The organism is Blattabacterium cuenoti (assembly GCF_014252455.1).
Classification (GTDB): Bacteria; Bacteroidota; Bacteroidia; order Flavobacteriales; family Blattabacteriaceae; genus Blattabacterium; species Blattabacterium cuenoti_R.
This window is the reverse complement of sequence record NZ_CP060245.1, coordinates 22,954-45,566: the sequence shown is the minus strand read 5'-3', so window position 1 is coordinate 45,566 and position 22,613 is coordinate 22,954. Positions and strand designations below refer to the sequence as shown.

Genomic DNA, 22,613 nt, shown 5'->3' with positions numbered 1-22,613 from the left:
TTTTTTTACTGATTTTTTATTTTTTTTCATAAAAAAATAATATTATAAATCAATATATCTAATATTTTTTTTATGAAAAAAATACGATATTATTGTAATTAATCCTAAAATTAATAAAATATAATAAATCCAATTAGGTATATAAAAAGGGTCTCCTTTAGCATAAGAATGTAACCCAGAAAGATAATAATTCACACCGAAATAAGTCATAATAATAGAACTTATTGCTAATAAGCTAAAAAAATTGAAAAAAAATATACTTTTTATATTTGGAATTAAACGTAAATGTAATACAAAAGCATAAATCATTATACTAATTAATGCCCAAGTTTCTTTTGGATCCCAACTCCAATAACGTCCCCAACTACTATTAGCCCATATAGAACCTAAAACAGTTCCTATGGTTAATAAAAATAGACCAATAATTAAACTCATTTCATTAATTATAGTTAATTGATGAATATGAATTTTAATTCTTTTTTTATAAATCATTTTTTTACAAAAATGAATTAAAATAAAAAATATTAAAACTAAAAAACCTAAAAAAGATCCTATAAAAAAAAAACCATAACTTGCTATAATTACAGCAACATGAATAATTAACCAATGAGATTTTAAAATTGGGACTAAATTAGTAATTTCTGGATCCATTAAATCACCATGTGCTATTATTAATAAAATAGAAGCAATCAATGCTGTTATTCCTGAAATAAATTGATTATAATAAAATAAAAAACCTATTCCAATTATACACCAACTAATAAAAATGGAAGATTCATATCCATTACTCCATGGAGCATGTTCAGAAATATACCATCTTAAAATTAAACCTAAAAATTCAAAAATAAATAAATTAAATAAAATTAAAATTAAACCTTTATAGATCCAATCTATATATTTTTTTTTAAAAAATATTTTTATAAAAGAAATTATAAGAATAATTATTCCAGTTATTAAATAAAGAAAAGGTAAAATATAAAATATATTTAATTTATTATAAATAATTTCTAAAGATATTTTTTTTTCTGAAGGTAAAATAGATTTAGCATATTTTAATTGAAATGATTGTATTTTATTTATTTCTTGATCTGCTATGTTCCAATTTTTTTCATTATTTGCATGAAATAAAGATTTTAAATAATTATTAAACATAGATAATCCAATAGGATTCAATTGATTGGAATCTGATTTTATCCAACTAGACCATGTCTGATTATTATCATTAGGAATAGGAAAAATTCGAAGATATTTTCCTTGAAAAATTCCATAAATTATGCCGACTTTTTCACTTAATTGAATAACAGCTTTATCATATTGAGTTCTTTGAATAGGATTTTTAAAAAAAGCTTTTTCATAATCTTCTTTAAAAAGAAATTTTAATTGATATGTTTTTGTATCTAATCCATATAAATCCATTAAAGAAACATAATAATTTTTATTTGCATGAGTTTTTATTAAAAAATGATTACCTCCTTTTTTATCTACTTTAATAAAAGGAACTTGAGTCCAAAAAAAATTATCTTGATGAATAGAAATTAACCATTGAGTAGCGTTTAAGTTTCCTATATAATTTTTTTTATGTATTTTTCTAAGTAATTCTAATGCAAGAGTATGTACCGGTTTTATTCTTCCTTTATTATCTTGTACTAATAAACGTTCAAAATTTTTTCCATGTTTTTTAGGTATAAGAATATTATCAGTAATTTCTTTTAAAGAACTTTTTTTAAAATTTTTAAATTCATGAATATGAGAAAAAACAAAATTACTATTCAATAATAAAAAAAATATTATAAAAATTTTAGATAAATTTTTTAATTTTTTTTTAAGAAAAGAAAATCTGCTTCCTTTCCAAAATAAAGTGAAAAACATTCCAATACTCATAAAAAAATAACCTATATATGAAAAAATAGTACCTAAATAATCATTATTTACAGTAAAATGTGTTCCTTTTCCATCTGGATCATATCCAGATTGAAAAAATTTAAAGCCTTTATAATTTAAAATATGATTCATATAAATCAAAAAATTTTTCTTTTTTAATTTATCAATCAATGTGACATGACTAATAAAAAAAGATGGAAAATTAGAACCTGGATAATATTCTACTTTAAATTTATTTAATTGTAAAAAAAAAGGAATTTTTTTAAAAATAGATCCATATCCAATAGATATTTTATGATTATTGAACAATATAGGATCACTCATTATAGTTTTATTTTTTCCTCCTAAAAAAGTAACTACTTTCGCTTTATTTTCACAAGATATTATTACCGTAATAGCATCTTTTTTATTTTCTTCTTGTTGTGGATCATCACAAGATTGAATATATTGTAATTTTCCTTTTACAATTTGATGAGGTACAACCCATTGTATAATTTTATGATTAATATCTAATTGATATAAATTTTTTATTTTTAAAGGAATTATTTTATTTTTTAATAAAAAAGTTATTTTTTTATTAATCATATTAATACTTTTTACAAAAAATGTAGATTTTACATATAATTGATTTTTTTTTTCAAAAATTTGTATTCCATAAGAAATTTTTTTATTCAGAGAAAATGGAATACCATTAATTCTAATTATTTCTCCATTTTTAATAAAATAATCTATTCTTCCTTTTTTATTATTTGAAACAATTTTTAAAATTTTTTCTGATGGAATTTTTTTATCAATAAAAATTTTTGCACAAGGGATAAATTGAATAATTTTTATTTTAAAAATATTTTTTTTAAATAAAAATTTCCCATTATATCCTTTATGAAATGAAGATAAAATATATGGATCATAATAAAATTTAGTAAAAGAGCCTTTATGAATTTTTAACTTTATATAATTTTTTCTAGAAATAATTTTTCCATTAGTTTCTCCTTCTCTGATAGACATAAAACCTTCAAAACTATAATATCTAGATATTATTCCTCCAATAAAAATAAAAATAAATGATATATGAAAAATAAATAAAGGAATTTTTTTTTTATTCCATAATTTATATTTCCATATATTTCCTATTAAATTAATTATAAGAAATAATAATATTAATTCAAACCATGTAGATTCATAAATAAAAATTTTTGCAACATCTATAGAATATTTTTGTTCTAAAAATGTAGCTATAGCCATGGATAATGCTATTATTAAGAATAAAAAAGAAGTAATTTTTGTAGAAAAAAGAATATTTTTTAATGTTCGCATTAAAATTATATATTTATGAATATGATTTAAATAATTAATCCGTCATAAGCTAAATCAACATTTTTAGGTAATTTTTTTTGAATTTCTTCATGAAAACCTAATAAATGACTAATATGTGTAAAATAAGTTTTTTTAGGATTAATTTTTTTTACAATTTTTAATGATTCGTTTAAAATAGAAGATTTTTGAATTTTTTTTCTTAAAATATTTAATACTAAAATATCTAAATTTTTTAATTTTTGTATAGTATGTATAGGAATATTACTAGCATCTGTGATATAAGCAAAATTTTCTATACGAAAACCTAAAATAGGTAATATTCCATGCCAAATAGATAAAGGAAATATTTTAAAATATTCTACAAAAAAAAAATCTTTATATTGATCTAATTCATGTATAGAAAGTTTTAAAATATTTGATTTTTTATTTTCTGAAAAAAAATAATAAAATCTTTGTTTAATATTTTCTAATACTCTACGTAATCCATAAATAGAAATAGGTTTTTTATTTTTTATATAAAAAGGTCGTATATCATCTAACCCTCCTATATGATCATAATGTTCATGTGTAACAAAAATAGCGTCTAATTTTTTATAATTACATCTTAACATTTGATATCTAAAATCTGGACTACAATCTATTAAAAATACTTTTTTATTTTTTTCTATTAAAATAGAACTCCTAAGTCTTTTATCTTTTGGATTTTTAGATAAACATACCGGATGTTTGGATCCAATAATAGGTAATCCATATGAAGTCCCAGTCCCTAAAAAAATAATTTTCATAATTTCATCTTCTATTGAAGGTATTTTTTTATTATATTTTTTTGTATTTCATTAATTATATTTTTTTTTTCTTTTAAAAATTCTTTTACAGAATCTCTTCCTTGACCTAATTTTATATTTCCATAACTAAACCAAGATCCATTTTTTTTAATAATTCCTAAATTTACTCCAATATCAAGAATTTCTCCTATATTCGAAATACCTTCTCCATATATAATATCAAATTCAGCTATTTTAAAAGGAGGTGATAATTTATTTTTTACTACTTTTACTTTTGTTCTATTTCCTAATATATTTTCTCCATTTTTAATTTGATATCCTTTTCTTATATCTAATCTTATAGAAGAATAAAATTTTAACGCATTCCCTCCAGTAGTAACTTCTGGATTACCATAAACACCAATTCTTTCCCGTAATTGATTAATAAATATAAGAATACTTTTAGATTTTCCTATGCTAGAAGTTAACTTTCTTAAAGCTTGAGACATTAATCTTGCTTGTAATCCAATTTTAGAATCCCCCATTTCTCCTTCTATTTCACTTTTAGGTGTTAAAGCTGCTACTGAATCTACTACAATCATATCAATTACACCAGATCTAATTAAATAATCTACAATTTCTAGTGCTTGTTCACCATTATCTGGTTGCGAAATAATTAAATCTTGAATATTAACACCTATTTTTTTAGCGTAAATACAATCTAATGCATGTTCTGCATCAATAAATCCAGCAAAACCTCCCATTTTTTGTGATTGAGTAATAGCATGTAAAGCTAAAGTTGTTTTTCCAGAAGATTCTGGACCAAATATTTCTATAATACGACCTTTAGGAAATCCTTTTATTCCTAATGCAATATCTAAACTTAAAGATCCAGAAGAAATAATTTCCAAATTTTCTATATGAAAATCGCCCATACGCATTACTGTTCCTTTTCCATATATTTTATCCATTTTATCTAAAATTATTTTTAAGGATCTTTTTTTTTGTTCAAATTTTTCATTCATAATATAATTACAATACAAAAATTTTTTATATAAAAAAAAATTTTTATTAAACTCTAAATTGATTCTTTAGATAAAAATTTTTCTTTTTTATAAAAAAAACTTTTTTTAATTATAGATACTTTATTTTTTGGTAATCTTAAAAAATATTTTTCTCCATCGGGAATAACATCTACAAGATATTGTGGATTTAAAAAAATTAAATCTTTATAGGAAATATTAAATTCAGAAGAAAATAATTTTAAAGATATTTTTCTTTTTATAGGTAATAATATAGTATCTTTATATTTTATATTATTATGAGAATAAGTAGGGATATTATGTTCTTTATAATAATTCATTATATAATTAATCGCAATAAATTTTGGTATATAATTTTTTGTTTCTTTTGGAAAAAAATCCCATAAACTCCAAAAATCTTTTTTATTATAAAGTTTTAATATTTTATTAATTGTTCCTGGCCCCGCATTATAAGCAGCTAAAACTAATTCCCAATTTCCTATTTTATTATATAAATATTTAAAATATTTACAAGCAGCTTCTGTAGATTTTACGGGATCATTTCTTTCATCATAAATGTAATTTTTATTTAAATTATAAATTTTTCCAGTTTCAGGCATAAATTGCCAAATACCTTGAGCTCCAGTTTTAGATGTTATAGTAGCATTTAAATTAGATTCTATAATAGCTATATATTTTAATTCCTTTGGAATATGATAGTTTTCTAATTTTTCTTCAAACATAGGAAAATAAAATTCTGATAAAGAAATAATTTTTCCTATGTATTTTCCCATACGTAAATAACTTTCTACGGAAGCATGGATTATAGTATTATATTTTAATATTTTAATTTGAGATTTTTTATTTAGATTATGAATTCTTAATTTTAATTCATCCGAATCTATATTAGTAATAATAATATTTTTTTTATGAATATTTTTTTTTTTAAAATATTTTTTTTTATTAAAAAAAAATTTTTTCCATAAATTATCTATAGGGTTTGGAAGAGAAATATTTTTATAATTTATTACACTTTTTTGTTGAATAAAAGTTTTTGATACAGATTGTACCATCATACTTTTTAAAATGAGAATAAAAAACATAATATTTCTTATTTTTATCATTATTTAAAAAAGTTCTTAAAAAAATGAAAGAATTTTTTATTCTTCTTCTATAGAATCTTTATTTTCAGAAGCTTTTTTAAATTCTTTCAATCCTGTCCCTAATCCTTTCATCAATTCTGGTATTTTTTTTCCACCAAAAAGTAAAAGAGCAAGAATAACTATTACCACTATTTCTGTGGTTCCAAATGTTCCAAGTAGCATAAATAAAACAAAAAACATTAAATGGAATTTTTTTTAAAATATAAATATAAAAAAAATTATGAATTAAATAAAATATTAAATATTAAAAATAGAATAATCTCCTAAATGAATTTTTTGAGGTTTTCCTATACAATAGGTATTATTTCCAATAATAGAATTAATAATATTTAAATATTGTATAACTGTATTATTTTGTATAATAGATTTTTCTATTCTACTATTTTTTATTTTTGTAAATTTTCCTATTGATACATAAGGTCCAATAATACTATTTTCAATAATAGTATTTTTTTCTATATAACAAGGTGGAATGATGAAACTATTATTGATTATTGCTTTTGAATGAACTAATTTTTTTTTTTTATATTCAATAGATAATATTTTTGCATTAGAAGAAATAGTTCCTGTTTTATTTCCAAAATCCATCCAATTTTTAATTTTTTGATTAAAAAATTGTATTCCTTTTTTTCTCATATTTTCTAGTGCATAAGTTAATTGATATTCTTTTTTATTTTTATTTAAAATACATTGTAATTCTTTTTTTAAAAGAGAACTATTTTTAAAATAATAAAGACCAATCATTGCTAAATTAGATTCATAATTTTTTGGTTTTTCTATAAAACGAGTAATTAATCCAGAAGAATTACATGTTACTACACCAAAAAAATTAGGATTTTTTACTTTTTTTGTCCATATTATATTTTCTATATTTTGATTAATTTTAAAATCGTCATGGTAAAACAAAGTATCAGAAAAAGTAATAATAATTGGTCCTTTTAAAGAGTTTTTTGCTTTTAATAAAGCATCTGCGGTCCCTAATGGTTCTTTTTGATAGTATAAATTAACATGTATTCCAATATTTTTAGATATTTTTATTAATTTTTCTTCTATTTTTTTTTCTAAATTTCCTATTATAAAAATAATTTCTTTTATAGGAAAAATAGATCGAGATAAATTTTCTATTATTCTTTGAATAATTGGTTTACCTAAAATTTTAATTAATGATTTAGGAGTTTTTAAAGTATGAGGTCTCAAACGTGAACTTTTTCCTGCCATAGGAATTATAATTTTCATAATTTTAATAAATTTTTTTTTATAATCCTGTACTTCCAAACCCTTTATGATTTCTTATACTTTTATTTAAAATACAACAAGGATCCCATTTAATTTTAGTTTCTTTATAAATATTCATTATAGCGATTTTTTCATTAGGTTTAATGATAATAGTTTTAAAAGAAGAAATATTAATAATAATAATTTTTATTTCTTTATAAAAAAAATTTTTTTTTATTATTATTTTTTTTTAGATATATGAAGAATACAAATTGTTTTAGTAGAAATAAATTTATTTTTTATAATAAAATTTTTTCTAAAATTTTTATAAAATTTAATATATACTCCAGTAGATATTAAAGTTCTACCTAAAAAAAATATAGGAATAATATTTTTAATATTAGCTTTTAAAATCAATTTATATTAATGTTTTTTATATATTTTTTTATTTATAAATAAATTTATAAATGTCAAATAAAAAAATAAAAATTAAATATAGTAATTCTAAAAATAAACGAATATTTATTTTACTTTCATAAATTTCCATATATAATACTAAAGAAATTGCTAATAATAAGTGGAAAAGAATCTTCCATATTTTTTTATAAAAATTATTAAAATTTTTTTTACCCCAAAAATATAAAAATATTACCATACTACCATAAGAAGCCATTGTCCCCCAAGCAGGAATCATAAAATTATTATTAGGAATTAATACAAAAATTATATTAAATAATATAGTAATTAAAACACCTATTAAAGATATATAAGTTCCAATTATAGGTTTATCTATAATTTTATAAAAAATTGATAAATTAGTATATATTCCTAAAAATAAATTTCCCATCATTACTATCGGAATAATAGATATAGCTGTATGGTATTTTTTATCAATAAAAAAATCAATAATAAAAGAAATATTTCCACATATTAATACATAAAATATTAACCCAAATAAAATAAATAAATAAGTAATTTCTTCATAATAAAAAATAGCATTAGAATCTTTAGATTTTTTAAAAAAAAAAGGTTCAATTCCTAATCTAAATGCACGAATATATAAACTCATAAAAGAAGAAATTTTATAACAAGCAGAATAAGCTCCATTGATTTCATCAGTTAGCCATCTTTTAATTAAAATTTTATCTAAATTTTCATTAATAGAAAATGCAATAGTTCCTAACATAATTGGTATTCCATAGTTTAACATTTCTTTAGCAATATTTTTATTAAATTTTTTTATAGTTACTTTTTTTAAACAAAGAGGAAGTATTAAAATACAATTGCTAAAAGATGAAATCATATTTGAAAAAAAAATATATCCTGTTTTATCTGTAAAAGAGTTTATCCAATTATAATAATAATCATTAATAAAATTTTTTTTATAAGAATAAAAATAAAATATGATTAAAATAGATTGAATTATTATATTAATAATATTAATTATCGTATATTTTAAAGCCATTTCATTAGCACGTAACCAAGCCATAGGAAGAATACAAATAGTATCAAAAAATATAATTAAAAAAAACATAAAAAAATATTCTGTATGATTTTTATACCCGGTAATAAATACTATATATTTTATTGAAAATAAAAATATTATTAAAAAAAAAGAAGTAATGAATAATTGTAGAAGAACAGCTGTTGAAAAAATTATTTCTTTATTGTATTTTTTTTTAGATATAAATCTAAAATAAGTATTTTCTAATCCAAAAGAAAGAAATCCTATTACTAAAAAAGATAAAGCATACATATCCGTATAAAGAGAAAATTCACCTATTTTTAAAAAATTTGTAAAAAATTTTAAAAAAAAATAATTAATAATTTTTGGAAAAATAGATCCTATAAAATAGATAATAGTTTGAATTATTAATTTTTTATACACAAATACAATACTTTTTGAAGTATTTTACACTAATTTCTACATTTTTTATCCATATCAAATTTTTTTATTTATTAAAAAATTTATGTTATAGTATCTATATAGATAGTATTTATTAAATTTGATGAAAAAAATATAAATGAATTATTTTAAAAAAAATTCAGAAGAATTTATAAAATTTGCTATTAAAGATCAAAAAATTAATAGTTTATTGATTGATCATTATATTAAATTAATGACTCCTTATATTGTAGAAGAGCGAAAATTAAACGTAGCTCAAATGGATGTATTTTCTCGTTTAATGATGGATCGTGTAATTTTTTTAGGAACTCCGATAGAGGATCAAGTTGCTAATATAGTTCAGGCACAATTATTATTTTTACAATCAGTAGATTCTTCCAAAGATATACAAATTTATATTAATTGTCCAGGAGGAGATGTACATGCAGGTTTAGGAATATATGACACTATGCAAATTATAGAACCAGATGTCGCTACTATTTGTACAGGAATAGCCGCTTCTATGGCAGCTGTTTTACTTTGTTCAGGCGTTAAAAATAAAAGATCTGGATTAAAACATTCTAGAATTATGATTCATCAACCTATAGGAGGGACTCATGGACAAGCTTCAGATATAGAAATTACTGTACGTGAAATTTTAAAATTAAAACGAGAATTATATGAAATTCTATCTATACATTCTGGATCTCCTATTGAAAAAATAGAAAAAGATTCTGATAGAGATTATTGGATGACATCCGAAGAGGCTAAAAAATATGGAATGATTGATGAAGTTTTAACATCAAAAACAATTAAAAAATAATCACGACAGGATTCGAACCTGTAACCTACTGCTTAGAAGGCAGTTGCTCTATCCATTTGAGCTACGTGATCTAAAATAATCGGGGTAGCAGGATTTGAACCTACGATCTCCTGGTCCCAAACCAGGCGCGATAACCAAACTACGCTATACCCCGTATTTTTTTTATAACTAACGGAGAATGTGGGATTCGAACCCACGCAGTATATTTTATACCGACAGTTTAGCAAACTGTTCCGTTAACCACTCCGGCAATTCTCCAAAAATTGATTACAAATCTAAAATAGATATATTAAATAAACAAATTATTTAGGACATTGAATACTAGGAGTATGATAAAGAGTAATTAATTTTTTTTGAAGAACTTTTTTAATTTTTTCTATTTCTTTTAAAGTAATATTTGCATTAGAAAATTGATTTTCATTTTTTTTATTATTAATAATTTTTTCTACTAATTTTTTTAAATTTGTATGAGATGGATTTTTTATACTTTTTGATGCTGCTTCTACAGAATCACATATCATTACAATGGCAGTTTCTTTAGAAAAAGGTTTTGGTCCAGAATATTTAAAAAATTTTTTATCTATTCTCATATTAGGACATTGTTTTTTTTGTTTTTTGTAAAAATAATAAATAAGACTATTTCCATGATGCGTACGTATAAAATCCATAATAGTATTAGGAAGATCATATTTTTTTGCTAATTGAACACCAATAGAAACATGTTCTAAAATAATTTTAGCACTTTCTTTAGGACTAATATTTTCATGAGGATTAAATAAATTATGTTGATTTTCTATAAAAAAAATAGAATTTTTAATTTTTCCTATATCATGATAAATAGCCCCTATTCTAACTAATAAAGAATTTGCTCCAATAGAAATTGCTGCTTCCTCCGCCATATTAGATACAGTTAAAACATGTTGTAAAGTTCCTGGAGCTTTTTTTGATAATAATCTTAATATAGGAGTATTTGGATCAGATAGTTCTAATAAAGAAATATCTGAAGTAATATTAAATAATTTTTCAAAAATAAAAATTAATGGGTGAATAAATAAAGTTAATATCCCATTTAAAAAAAATAAATAAAAATTATATAAAGAAATATTTTCTAATGATCCTTTAAATATTAAAGTAATAGAGCAAAAAGTAATTGTATAAATTACAGGAATTTTAATTAAAGAAATAAATAATAAACTAGACATTTTATAAATATTTTTATTAATTAATAAAACTAAAAAACCTGTAACAATTTGAATAATAATAAATTCAAAATTATTAGGAATAATACATGATAGCAATAAAATAATAATAATATATATAATAAAACTTAAATGAAAATTAAAAAAAGCACGAATACTTAACTTATAGGAAGGACACAATAAGGAATTAAATATAATATTTTATAATGATAATTTAAAATAATTATCGTAATTAATGAAATTAATAATATATTAATTATTAAAAAATTAATTTTTTTATGATTTTTAAATATCTTATTCAAGAAAAAAAAGATAATACTTAATATTATTAAATATCATAAAATTAAACCATAATTTTTTTTTATTCCATATTTTATTTTCATATTTTTTTTAAATTTTATTTTATCTAATAAAATAGATTAATTTTTTTTTAAAAAAATAAAATCAAATGGAAAAAATAGATCTATATAAAACCAAATTTTTTCCTTATAAAATTTATATTTAAAAATATATTTTTTAGGAAAAAAATAGTTAAGAATAAGATAGTAATAATTAAAACTAAAATCTTATATATACATATTTTTATATGTATAAAATTTGACCATTCCAATAAAAAATTGAAACTAGACAATTTTTTTGAAAGGATAAAATGATTTAAAAATAGTTGAATTTAAAGAGATAATTATCTCATAATAATATTTTTTCTACTTTAAGAAGTAGATGTGTGTTTTTTTAAAATATTAGAAAGTAATCTATTTTCATCATTAATACTTTCTTCTAAACAAATAGTAGATTCTGTTCTTAACACTCCTTTTATTTTTCCTATTCTAGATATGACATTTCTAGCATCTGAAGGATCTTTAGCAATAATTCTACAAAAAAGATTATACTTCCCGGAAGTAATATATAATTGTACAATATTTGGAATTTTTTTTAATTCTTCTTTTACTAATTGAGATTCACGTGAATCAGATAATATTCCTACAAAAGCAATTAAATGAAAACCTAATGATTCATAACCAATAATTAAGGTACTTCCTTTTATAATTCCATATTCTTCTAATTTTTTAACTCTTACATGAACAGTCCCAACCGATAATGGTTTAATTTCTTTACTGATTTGTTTACTAATTTCAGTATATGGAATTCTAGCATTTAAATTCAGTTTTTTTACAATAGTATTGTCTATTTCATCTGTATGATATCTTAAAATCATTGTTATATATTTTTATTTTTTTTGTATATAATAAAGGTATTAAAAATATTAAGATACAAAACTTTCCTTTTAAGATATATTTACTTCTCTTTCAATCTATATTTTAAATTTTTTTATATAAAAAATTTATAATATTTTTTAATATTATTAAATAAAATTAATTTTTTTGAAAAAAAAACTTATTATTCTAGGGATAGAAACATCTTGTGATGATACAGCTGTTTCTATCATTAGAAATACAAAAGTATTATCTAATATAATTTTACATCAAAAAATTCATAAAAAATATGGAGGAGTAGTTCCAGAATTAGCTGCTAGATATCATGATAAAAATATTTATTTTGCTGTAAATAAAGCTATTGTAGTATCTAAAATTAATAAATATCAAATTGATGCTGTATCTTTTACTTTAGGACCAGGGTTAATAGGATCATTATTAATAGGAGCATCTTTTGCAAAATCATTTTCAATAGGATTAAAAATTCCTCTTATATCTGTTAATCATATTCGAGCACATATACTTACACATTTTATAAATGATGCTAATATTAATAATAAAATTCCAAAATTTCCTTTTTTATGTTTAATGATTAGTGGAGGTCATACTCAAATTATTTTAGTAGATGATTTTTTTAAAATGAAAATATTAGGATCTACTTTAGATAATCCTGTAGGAGAAACTTTAGATAAAATAGCGAGAATATTTGGTTTTTCTTATCCAGGAGGTCCTATATTAGATTTTTTTTCTAAAAATGGAAATTCACAAAAATTTATTTTTTCCAAACCATTAGTAAATGGATTAAATTTTAGTTTTAGTGGATTTAAAAGTCAAGTAATTCAGTTTATAAAAAATGAAACAAAAAAAGATTCTTTTTTTATAAAAAAAAATTTATCAGATTTATGTGCTTCTGTACAAAAAATTATTGCAGAAATTCTTTTAGAAAAAATAAAAAAAGCTACTTTAAAAACTAAAATATTTAGAATAGTTTTAGCTGGAGGAGTTTCTGCAAATAATGAAATTAGACGACTTTTTTTACTTCAAAAAAAGAAGAATAAAAAATGGGAAATTTTTTTATTAAAAAAAAAATATACAACAGATAATGGAGCTATGATAGCAATAGCAGGTTTATTAAAATATAAACAGCATTTATTTTCTACTATAGATGTTACTTCGTATTCAAAATTTAAAAAATTTTAAGTACAAGAACAAATGAGATTTCTATCTCCATAACTATCATTAATTCGATTAACAGATGGCCAAAATTTTCTTTTTTTTACCCAATTTAATGGATATGCCGCTTTTTCTCTATTATATGGATAAGTCCAATCATTATTAGTTAATAATTCTAAACTATGTGGTGCATTTTTGAAAACATTATTTGTTGTATTATATTTCCCTTTTTTTATTTCATCTATTTCTTTTCTGATATTAATCAGTGTATCAATAAAACGATCTAATTCTTCTTTAGATTCACTTTCTGTAGGTTCTATCATCATACATCCTACTACAGGAAAAGAAATTGTAGGAGCATGATATCCATAATCCATCATTCTTTTTGCTATATCTAGAACGTCTATTCCTATAGATTTATACATTCTACAATCAATAATAAGTTCATGTGCTACTTTATTGTTTTTTCCTATATATAATATTTTATAAAAATTTTTAATTTTTTCCTTTATATAATTTGCATTTAATATGGATATTTCTGTACATTTTTTTAATCCATCTGGACCTAAAAGACGAATATAAGCATAAGGAATAGTTAAAATTAAAGGAGATCCATATGGGGCAGAAGAGATCGTTAATGTTGTTTGAGAATTTTCTCCTTTTTTTTTATGAAAAGGATGATTTGGAAGAAAAGGATATAAATGTGAAGCAACACAAATAGGGCCCATTCCTGGCCCTCCTCCTCCATGAGGGATAGAAAAAGTTTTATGAAGATTTAAATGACATACATCGATACCTAAACATGCTGGTTTAATTAATCCAATTTGTGCATTCATATTAGCTCCATCCATATAAACTTGTCCTCCATATTTATGAATAATATCTGTAATATCTTTAATATTTGATTCAAATATCCCATATGTAGAAGGATAAGTAAGCATAAGTACAGATAAAAAGTCTTGATTTACTTTTACTTTTTCTAATAAATCATTTTTATCAATAGTTCCATTTTTTTTATTTTTAATTAAAATTACTTTCATTCCAGCCATCATAGCAGAGGCAGGATTAGTTCCATGAGAAGAAGAAGGAATTAAAGCTATATTTCTTTTTTTTTCGTGTAAAGAATTATGAAAAGCTTTGATTACCATCAGTCCCGCATATTCTCCTTGAGCTCCAGAATTAGGTTGTAATGAAACTCCATATAATCCAGTAATTTCTTTTAAATATTTTTTTAATTTTTTAAAAATTAATTGGTATCCTTTAGTTTGTTTTATAGGGGCAAAAGGATGAATATTTCTCCATTCATATTGACTTAAAGAAAGTAATTCTGTAGATGCATTTAATTTCATAGTACATGATCCTAATGGAATCATAGAATGATTTAATGAAAGATCTTTTTTTTCTAATCTTTTCATATAACGAATTAATTCATTTTCTGAATGATATTTATGGAATATGGAATTTTTTAAAAAATTAGATTTTCTTTTTAAAGAATTAGGAATTCTTGATGTGTTCTTTTTTTTATATTTAAAAAATTGATTTTTTTTTTTGAATTTATTGAATATAGAAACAATATGATTGATATCTTTTACATTAGTAGTTTCATCTAAGGTAATAGTCATATGATGATTGTCAATATATCTAAAATTAGTTTTTTTATATTCAGCTACTTTTTTTAAATCTTTTAAAGAAAAATTATTTTTTTTATTTATTTTAATGTAAAGTGTATCAAAATAAAAAATATTTACTTGAGTAATACTATTATTACCCATAATAGATATCAATTTATATTCTAATTTTTTAGTATATTTATGAATATTATGAGCAATAAGGGATAACCCTTTTGGCCCATGATATAAAGCATACATAGAAGCCATAATAGCGGGTAATACTTGTGATGTACAAATATTGGAAGTTGCTTTTTCTCTTTTTATATGTTGTTCTCTAGTTTGTAAAGCCATTCGAAAAGCTTTATGATGATTTTTATCGATAGTTTCTCCAATAATTCTTCCTGGAATAAAACGTTTGTATTTTTCATGAGTAGAAAAAAAAGCAGCATGAGGGCCACCATATCCCATAGGAATTCCAAAAGATTGTGTAGATCCAATTACTACATCTGCTCCAAATTCTCCAGGAGGTTTTAATAAAGTAAGTGATAATAAATCAGTAGATATTATTATAGATATATCTTTTTTTTTTGCAAATTGGATAATTTCATGATAATCATAAATTTCTCCTAAAGAGGAAGGGTATGGGAGTAATAAACCAAATATTTTTTTATTTTTATATTTTTTATCGCATAAGTTTTCATGAAAATCTTGAATTAAATTAATCCCTAAACCATTACATCTAGTTTTTAAAATTGCTAAAGTTTGTGGAAAAATTTTATTTGAAACAAAAAAATAAGAATTATTTTTTATTTTTTTATTTTGAAATTTTTCTTTATAAATCATAAACATAGCATCAGCTGTAGCAGTTCCTTCATCTAACATAGATGCATTACTAATTTTCATTTTAGTAAGATCTGAAATCATAGTTTGAAAATTCATTAAAGCTTCTAAACGTCCTTGAGATATTTCAGATTGATAAGGAGTATAAGGGGTATACCAATTAGGATTTTCTAAAATATTTCTTTGAATAACAGATGGAGTAATTGTATTTTTATATCCTAATCCTATATAAGAACGATAAATTTTATTTTTTTTACTAATTTTATAAATATGATTTAAATATTGATATTCAGAAATAGAATAAGGAATATTTAATTTTTTTTTCAAAAAAATTTCTTTTGGAATGGTTTGATGAATTAAATTTTTTATAGACTTACATTTTAATACTTTTAACATTTTTTTAATGTCTGTATTAGAAGGACCTATATGTCTATAATAAAATTTTTTTAGAATAAAATTATTATTCATCATAAAAAATAAAAATTATGTTTTTATTACTTTTTTTTTTACAAAGGTAGATAAATATTATTTTAAGTAATTTAAAGAATCTCGTAAAAAAAATTCATACATTTATTGAAATAATATCCAAAAAAATGAAAGTTACTATTATTGGAGCAGGGAATGTTGGGACTTCATGTGCTAGTTTATTAGCCCAAAAAAATATTGTTAAAAAAATTGTATTATTAGATATTAGAGAAAAATTATCTGAAGGAAAAAGTTTAGATATATCTCAAATGTTACCGATTATTAGATCTAATACTCAAGTTATTGGATCTAATAATGATTATTCTAAAACTAAAAATTCTGAAATTATTATTATTACTTGTGGTATTCCTAGAAAACCAGGAATGAGTAGAGATGATTTATTAAATCATAACGCAAAAATTATAAATTTTGTCACTAAAAAATCTATTTTTTTTTCACCAAAAGCTAAAATAATTATTGTTTCAAATCCATTAGATATAATGGCTTATGTTAGTTATTTAACCGCAAAAATAGATTCATCTCGTATAATTGGAATGGCAGGAATATTAGATACTTCTAGATATCGTTTTTTTTTATCTAAAGAATTAAATTGTTCTCATACAGATATACAAACTGTATTATTAGGAGGACATGGAGATACGATGATTCCTTTATATAGATATACTACAATATCAGGAATTCCTTTGATGGAATTTTTATCAAAAGAAAAAAATCAAAAAATTATTGAAAAAACTAAAAAAGGAGGAGAACAAATTGTAAATTTATTGGGAATATCAGCATGGATGGCTCCTAGTGCCTCAGTATTAGAAATGGTGGAATCTATATTGCATAATTCTAAAAAAATTTTATCTTGTTCTGTTTTTTTAAATGGAGAATATAATTTGTATAATTTATATTTAGGAGTACCAATTATTTTAGGAAAAAATGGAGTAGAAAAAATATTAGAATTAAAATTAAATATAGAAGAGATGAATCTTTTAAAAGAATCAGCTAATTATGTAAAAAATATGATAAAAAAATTACATAATTTTAATTTTTAGTATAACAATGATGTAGTATGACAAAAAATATTTTATTTTTAGTAGCTCATCCTAATATAGAAAAATCAATTTTAAATAAAAAAATTGTAAAAAATATTAAAAATAAATATAATAATAATATTATTATAAGAAAATTATATAATATTTATCCTAATTTTAAAATAAAAATAGAGGAAGAAATTAATATTCTTTTCAAGATAAATTGTATTGTTTTTCAATTTCCATTATATTGGTATAGTTATCCTTCTTTATTAAAAGAGTGGAAAGATCAAGTTTTAACTAAATTATATTATGATAATAATAAAATTTTATATGGGAAACATTTATTGGTCTCTATTACAACTGGATCTGATAAAAAATCTTTTCATGCTGGAAAAAAGAATAATTTTACTATAGATGAATTTTTACGACCAATACAACAAACAGCTTATCTGTTCCATATGATTTATCATGGATATGTACATATCTCTATTTCTTCTATAAAAAAAAATGATAATTTAAATCAATATACAGATAAAATGATTTATAAAATAAATCAATGGATTAAATAAATTTTTTATTTTTCTATAAATATTAATAATTCTCCTTTTTTATAATTAATTTTTATTTTATTTTTCATTATTTTATTTCTAATACCTATGCATTTTCCTATTTGTAATATACCATTATGTATTGGATACTTTAATCCATGAGTATAAAGTCCTTCTACTTTTGTAAATGGAAAAAGAGAAATTATTTTATTTTTTTTCTGATAAAAAATGTTTTTTTTATCAGAAAAAAAATAATAATGATAATGATCATGAAAAATAATAGATAATTTTTTTTTATATTTTAATGCTGTAGATAAATTACCTAAAAAATGATCTTGTTCTTTTCCACTACCACCCCAAACATTTACATTAAAAAAACCTTTATTATATATTATTTTTAAAGCTTTATCAAAATCTGTATATTTTTGATCTAAAGTTTCAAATAAATAATAACCTAAAGGAATATTTTTTTTAAAAAAAGAATCAAAATCTCCACTGATATAATCTACTTTTAATCCCATTTTTTGTAAATAATAAAAAGCTCCATCTACAGCAAATATTTTTTTATTTAAAAAATATTTTTTTTTAGAATAAACTGAATATAGATTAGGGGGGTCTCCATTTAAAAATAAACCTATTTCTGGACCTTTAAAACGATGATTCATTCAGTAGTTTTTATTTTATAATTTTTCATTAATTGATTTCCTAAATAAACTTTCCTTACTATAGGATCTTGTAGTAATTCTTTAGAAGTTCCATTTTTTAATATTTTTCCTTCAAATATTAAATAAAGACGATCAGTTATCATAAATGTTTCTTTAACATTATGATCAGTAATTAATATTCCAATATTTTTTTTTTTTAAAAGAAAAATAATTTTTTGTAATTCTTCCATAGATATTGGATCAATTCCAGAAAAAGGTTCATCTAAAAGTATAAATGTAGGATTGATAGATAAACATCTAGCAATTTCTATCCGTCTACGTTCTCCACCAGATAAAAGATATCCTAAAGATTTTCGTATATGTTGTAATCCAAATTCTTCAAGTAATTCTTCTGTCTTTTTTTTTCTTTCTTTATAAGAATATTTTTTCATTTCTAATATACATAAGATATTTTCTTCTACAGATAAATTTCTAAATATAGATGGCTCTTGTGATAAATATCCAATTCCTTTTTGAGAACGTTTATAAATTGGATAATTTGTTATATTTTCCTCATTAACAATAATTTTTCCTGTATCTGGTCGTATAATTCCTACAATAATATAAAATAATGTAGTTTTTCCAGCTCCATTAGGCCCAATTAAACCTACTATCTCACCTTTTTTTAAAAAAATAGAGATATTCTTTATTATATATTTTTTTTTATATTTTTTATATATATTTTGAGTAATTAAAGTCATTTAAAATTATTATATTAAATTTAATATTATGTTTAATAAATTTTATTTAATAATATTATTATTTTTTCTTTCTTTTTCTTTTTCTTTAGAAAGAATAGGAGGAATTTCTGCAATTATAGATAATGAAATTATTTTAGATTCAGAAGTTAAATCTTATTTATATAATCATCAAAATATGTCTTTTCAACAAGCAATAAAAAATTTATTAACTAATAAATTAATATTATTATATGAAAAAAAAGATCCTAACATAGATAAAAAAGAATTAGAATTAAAAATAGAAAATATAATTTTTAATATTAAAGATCAATTTAATAATACAAATAAAAAAAATAATTTATATTTTAAAGAATTTTTAGAAAAATTAACTGAGGATATTAAAAATAATTATTATATAGAAAAATTTTATAAAAAAATAATGGAAACTATTGATCTTTCTCCTGAAGAGGTAAAATATTTTATAAATCATAAAAAAAAGGAAGAACGACCTATTAGTCCTAAACAAATTTATATTTCTTATATAAAATTATATCCAAAAATAAATTTGAAAAATAAAAAAAATATTTTAAATTTTTTAAAAAAAATAAAAAAAGAAATACATACTAGTAGTGATTTTTCTACAAAAGCTATTTTATTTTCTGAAGATTTAAATACTGCATTAAAAGGTGGGATTATTAAAGGAATTAAAAAAAATTCTTTAGATAAAAAATTTGAAAATATAGTTTTTTCTTTAAAAGAAAAACAAATATCTGATCCTTTTGAAACAAATTTAGGTTTTCATTTAGTTTTTTTAGAAAAAATAAATGAAAATAAAAGAGATATTAAACATATTTTAATTAAAAATAAATATACAGAAGAAGAGTTAATTAAAATAAAAAATTTTGCATATTATCTAAAAAAAAAATTATTAAAAAATAATTTTTCTTTACAAAAGAAAAATTATACTTCAAAAATAGTAGATGTTTTTATTTTTAATAATATTTTATTCAATGAAAAAAATATATCAAAAAAAATGAAAAAAGCATTAAATAATTTAAAAAATGGAGAAATATCTATTCCTTATCAAGAAATAATTGATGGTAAAAACGTTTTTTTTATTGTAAAATTATTAAAATGTATTCCTGGTCATCCTTTTTCATTTGAAAAAGATTATTCAATTTTAAAAGAATATGCAAATAAAATGAAACAACAAGAAATAATAAAAAATTGGGTAAAAATTCAATTAAAAAAAACTTTTTTTAAAATAGATAATTCGATAATAGATAAATGATTTTAATGATTTTTATTTATATAAACCTGCATAATATCCATTTAATTGAATAAGTTCTTGATGTAACCCTTTTTCTACAATATTTCCATTTTTAATAACAAATATTTTATCCGCATTTTGTAATGTAGATAAACGATGAGTAATAATAATAGAAGTTTTATTTTTTGTTAAAATCTCTGTAGCATGATAAATTAATTTTTCTAACTTTTTATTTAAAGAAGTAGTAGCTTCATCTAAAATTAACATAGAATAAGGATGCATTTGTACTCTTAAAAAAGCTATTAATTGTTTTTCTCCAAGGGATAAAATTTCACCTCTTTCTTTTACTACATATTGATATCCATGAGGAAAAGAATTAATTAAATTATGAATACCTATTTTTTTTGCCATCTTTTGTATTTTTTCTATACTAATTGAAGGATCTCCTAAAGTTATATTGTTAATAATAGAATCATTAAATAAAAAAGGATCTTGTGTTATTACTCTTATATGAGATCTTAAATTTTTTAATTTAATATCTTGAATTTTATACCCATCAATAAAAATATTTCCTTTTTTTATTTCATATAATCTAGAAATTAAATGTGTAATAGTTGATTTACCAGAGCCTGTAGATCCTACTATAGCTATTTTTTCCCCAGGATTAATTTCAAATGAAATTCCATTTAAAACCATTTTTTTATTAAAATAGGAGAAATAAACTTTATTAAAAATAAGATGTCCTTTAAATTTTTTTATTTTAATTTTTCCTTTATCTAAAATAATTTCTTTCGAATCTAATATAGAAAAAATACGTTCTATTCCAGCTAATCCTTTTTGTATAATATTAAATCTATCTGCTATCTGACGAATAGGACGAAAAAGAAGATAAATAAAAAAAATAAAAGCAATAATTTGCCCTGGTTTTACATTTTCTTTTTCAATAGCATGAATTCCACCATATAATATAACAATACTTATGGTTGCGGCAGAAATTAATTCAATTATAGGAAAAAAAATAGAAAAATAAAAAATAGTTTGAAAATGTGCATTCATCAATTTTTGATTAATAGATTTAAATTTTAAATATTCTTCTTTTTCTTTATGAAATAATTGAATAATAAGCATTCCTATAATTTTTTCTTGTAAAAAACTATTTAAAAAAGACGTTTGTATACGTTCTTCATGAAAAGTTTTTTTTAATATTTTTTGAAAAAAACGAGTAATAAAAAACATAAAAGGAATAGTAAAAAAAACAATTATAGAGAGTTTTTTATGGACAGTATACATCATAATAATAATCATCATGATTCTTAAAATATCACCAGATATTAGTAATATGCCATCATTAAATATAACAGTAACAGTTTCAATATCAGATACTGAATAAGAGACTAATTTTCCTATTGGAATTTTATGAAAAAAAGAAGTTTTAAAATATAATAATTTATTAAATAATAAAATTCTTATTTTTTCAATAACATTTTGAGCTAAAATATTGGAAAAATATAATAAAAAAAAATGAAATATACTTTCCAAAAAAAGAAGAAAAAAAATCCATATTAAAATATTTTTTAATCCAAAAAAATCTTTATAAATAATATGAACATCTATTGCTTTTTGTATTAATTTAGGACGGTAAGCTGATATAAAAGAAATTAATAGAGAAATACTTATTGTAGAAAATAAAATTAATTTATAATGAAAACTAATTTTTAAAAGTTTTTTTAAGGAAGATTTTTTTTTTTTCATAAAAAAATGTCTTCTGAATAAATAATTTTTGTTAAAAATAAACCAAAA

Annotated in this window: 19 protein-coding genes and 3 tRNA genes; 5 read left to right on the top strand and 17 right to left on the bottom strand. The window is 20.6% G+C overall.

All coding sequences use genetic code 11. From position 1 onward, the window contains the following. Positions 1-42: 42 nt before the first annotated feature. From ccsA to H0H56_RS00165, 8 genes are all read right to left on the bottom strand, one after another. Entirely contained in the window at positions 43-3,195 is a 3,153-nt protein-coding gene (gene ccsA / locus H0H56_RS00200) for a cytochrome c biogenesis protein CcsA (RefSeq protein ID WP_185873876.1), read from the bottom strand. 26 nt (positions 3,196-3,221) lie between these two features. Continuing rightward, positions 3,222-3,980, bottom strand: coding sequence for an MBL fold metallo-hydrolase (locus H0H56_RS00195; protein ID WP_185873875.1), 759 nt, complete (start codon positions 3,978-3,980; stop codon positions 3,222-3,224). 11 nt (positions 3,981-3,991) lie between these two features. Further along, positions 3,992-4,984 carry a recombinase RecA gene (recA, locus tag H0H56_RS00190; RefSeq protein WP_185873874.1) on the bottom strand — a complete coding sequence of 331 codons (993 nt, stop codon included), beginning with the start codon at positions 4,982-4,984 and terminating at the stop codon, positions 3,992-3,994. A gap of 53 nt (positions 4,985-5,037) precedes the next feature. Beyond that, complete coding sequence (locus H0H56_RS00185; RefSeq protein WP_238858476.1) at positions 5,038-6,084, bottom strand: lytic transglycosylase domain-containing protein; 1,047 nt, start codon at positions 6,082-6,084, stop codon at positions 5,038-5,040. Positions 6,085-6,141: 57 nt separating this feature from the next. Further along, positions 6,142-6,324: a twin-arginine translocase TatA/TatE family subunit gene (gene tatA / locus H0H56_RS00180; protein WP_185873872.1), complete on the bottom strand. Its 183-nt coding sequence runs from the start codon at positions 6,322-6,324 to the stop codon at positions 6,142-6,144. Between the two features lie 57 nt (positions 6,325-6,381). Continuing rightward, positions 6,382-7,380, bottom strand: coding sequence for a sugar phosphate nucleotidyltransferase (locus H0H56_RS00175; protein WP_185873871.1), 999 nt, complete (start codon positions 7,378-7,380; stop codon positions 6,382-6,384). A 219-nt stretch (positions 7,381-7,599) separates the two neighbouring features. After that, complete coding sequence (locus tag H0H56_RS03020; protein ID WP_238858475.1) at positions 7,600-7,776, bottom strand: hypothetical protein; 177 nt, start codon at positions 7,774-7,776, stop codon at positions 7,600-7,602. A 28-nt stretch (positions 7,777-7,804) separates the two neighbouring features. Beyond that, the gene (locus tag H0H56_RS00165) at positions 7,805-9,247 is read right to left on the bottom strand and encodes a lipopolysaccharide biosynthesis protein (RefSeq protein WP_185873870.1); all 1,443 of its coding nucleotides are present in this window, start codon (positions 9,245-9,247) and stop codon (positions 7,805-7,807) included. A gap of 136 nt (positions 9,248-9,383) precedes the next feature. On the opposite strand from H0H56_RS00165, the gene H0H56_RS00160 reads away from it, so the two are divergent. Then, positions 9,384-10,067, top strand: a complete 684-nt coding sequence (locus H0H56_RS00160) for an ATP-dependent Clp protease proteolytic subunit (protein WP_185873869.1) — start codon at positions 9,384-9,386, stop codon at positions 10,065-10,067. Here the strand turns inward: H0H56_RS00160 and H0H56_RS00155 are convergent. The 5 genes from H0H56_RS00155 to H0H56_RS00135 form a co-directional block, all read right to left on the bottom strand. Next, positions 10,065-10,138 (bottom strand) — tRNA-Arg (locus H0H56_RS00155). The two genes, H0H56_RS00160 and H0H56_RS00155, sit on opposite strands and share 3 nt — an antisense overlap. A gap of 8 nt (positions 10,139-10,146) precedes the next feature. Continuing rightward, positions 10,147-10,221 (bottom strand) — tRNA-Pro (locus H0H56_RS00150). 18 nt (positions 10,222-10,239) lie between these two features. Continuing rightward, positions 10,240-10,325: transfer RNA gene (locus H0H56_RS00145), tRNA-Ser, on the bottom strand. Between the two features lie 44 nt (positions 10,326-10,369). Next, the gene (locus H0H56_RS00140) at positions 10,370-11,446 is read right to left on the bottom strand and encodes an HDIG domain-containing metalloprotein (protein WP_238858474.1); all 1,077 of its coding nucleotides are present in this window, start codon (positions 11,444-11,446) and stop codon (positions 10,370-10,372) included. Positions 11,447-11,975: 529 nt separating this feature from the next. Further along, a complete protein-coding gene (locus tag H0H56_RS00135; protein ID WP_185873868.1) occupies positions 11,976-12,482 on the bottom strand; it encodes an Lrp/AsnC family transcriptional regulator in 507 nt (168 codons plus the stop codon). Positions 12,483-12,648: 166 nt separating this feature from the next. Here H0H56_RS00135 and tsaD point away from each other — a divergent pair, with 166 nt between their 5' ends. Next, a complete protein-coding gene (gene tsaD / locus H0H56_RS00130; RefSeq protein WP_185873867.1) occupies positions 12,649-13,680 on the top strand; it encodes a tRNA (adenosine(37)-N6)-threonylcarbamoyltransferase complex transferase subunit TsaD in 1,032 nt (343 codons plus the stop codon). On the opposite strand, the gene gcvP is transcribed toward tsaD, so the two are convergent. Further along, positions 13,677-16,571 carry an aminomethyl-transferring glycine dehydrogenase gene (gene gcvP / locus H0H56_RS00125; protein ID WP_185874098.1) on the bottom strand — a complete coding sequence of 965 codons (2,895 nt, stop codon included), beginning with the start codon at positions 16,569-16,571 and terminating at the stop codon, positions 13,677-13,679. The two genes, tsaD and gcvP, sit on opposite strands and share 4 nt — an antisense overlap. Before the next feature lie 125 nt (positions 16,572-16,696). On the opposite strand from gcvP, the gene mdh reads away from it, so the two are divergent. Further along, a complete protein-coding gene (mdh, locus tag H0H56_RS00120) occupies positions 16,697-17,629 on the top strand; it encodes a malate dehydrogenase (protein ID WP_185873866.1) in 933 nt (310 codons plus the stop codon). A gap of 17 nt (positions 17,630-17,646) precedes the next feature. Next, entirely contained in the window at positions 17,647-18,180 is a 534-nt protein-coding gene (locus H0H56_RS00115) for an NAD(P)H-dependent oxidoreductase (protein WP_185873865.1), read from the top strand. Positions 18,181-18,185: 5 nt separating this feature from the next. On the opposite strand, the gene H0H56_RS00110 is transcribed toward H0H56_RS00115, so the two are convergent. After that, complete coding sequence (locus H0H56_RS00110; RefSeq protein WP_185873864.1) at positions 18,186-18,824, bottom strand: thiamine diphosphokinase; 639 nt, start codon at positions 18,822-18,824, stop codon at positions 18,186-18,188. Continuing rightward, positions 18,821-19,564: an LPS export ABC transporter ATP-binding protein gene (gene lptB / locus H0H56_RS00105; RefSeq protein WP_185873863.1), complete on the bottom strand. Its 744-nt coding sequence runs from the start codon at positions 19,562-19,564 to the stop codon at positions 18,821-18,823. The genes H0H56_RS00110 and lptB overlap by 4 nt, the downstream gene beginning before the upstream one ends. Positions 19,565-19,592: 28 nt before the next feature. On the opposite strand from lptB, the gene H0H56_RS00100 reads away from it, so the two are divergent. Then, a complete protein-coding gene (locus tag H0H56_RS00100) occupies positions 19,593-20,834 on the top strand; it encodes a peptidylprolyl isomerase (RefSeq protein WP_185873862.1) in 1,242 nt (413 codons plus the stop codon). A 12-nt stretch (positions 20,835-20,846) separates the two neighbouring features. Here the strand turns inward: H0H56_RS00100 and H0H56_RS00095 are convergent, their stop codons facing one another. Then, positions 20,847-22,565 (bottom strand): ABC transporter ATP-binding protein, encoded by a 1,719-nt coding sequence (locus tag H0H56_RS00095; protein WP_185873861.1) that lies wholly within the window; start codon positions 22,563-22,565, stop codon positions 20,847-20,849. Positions 22,566-22,613: the final 48 nt, after the last annotated feature.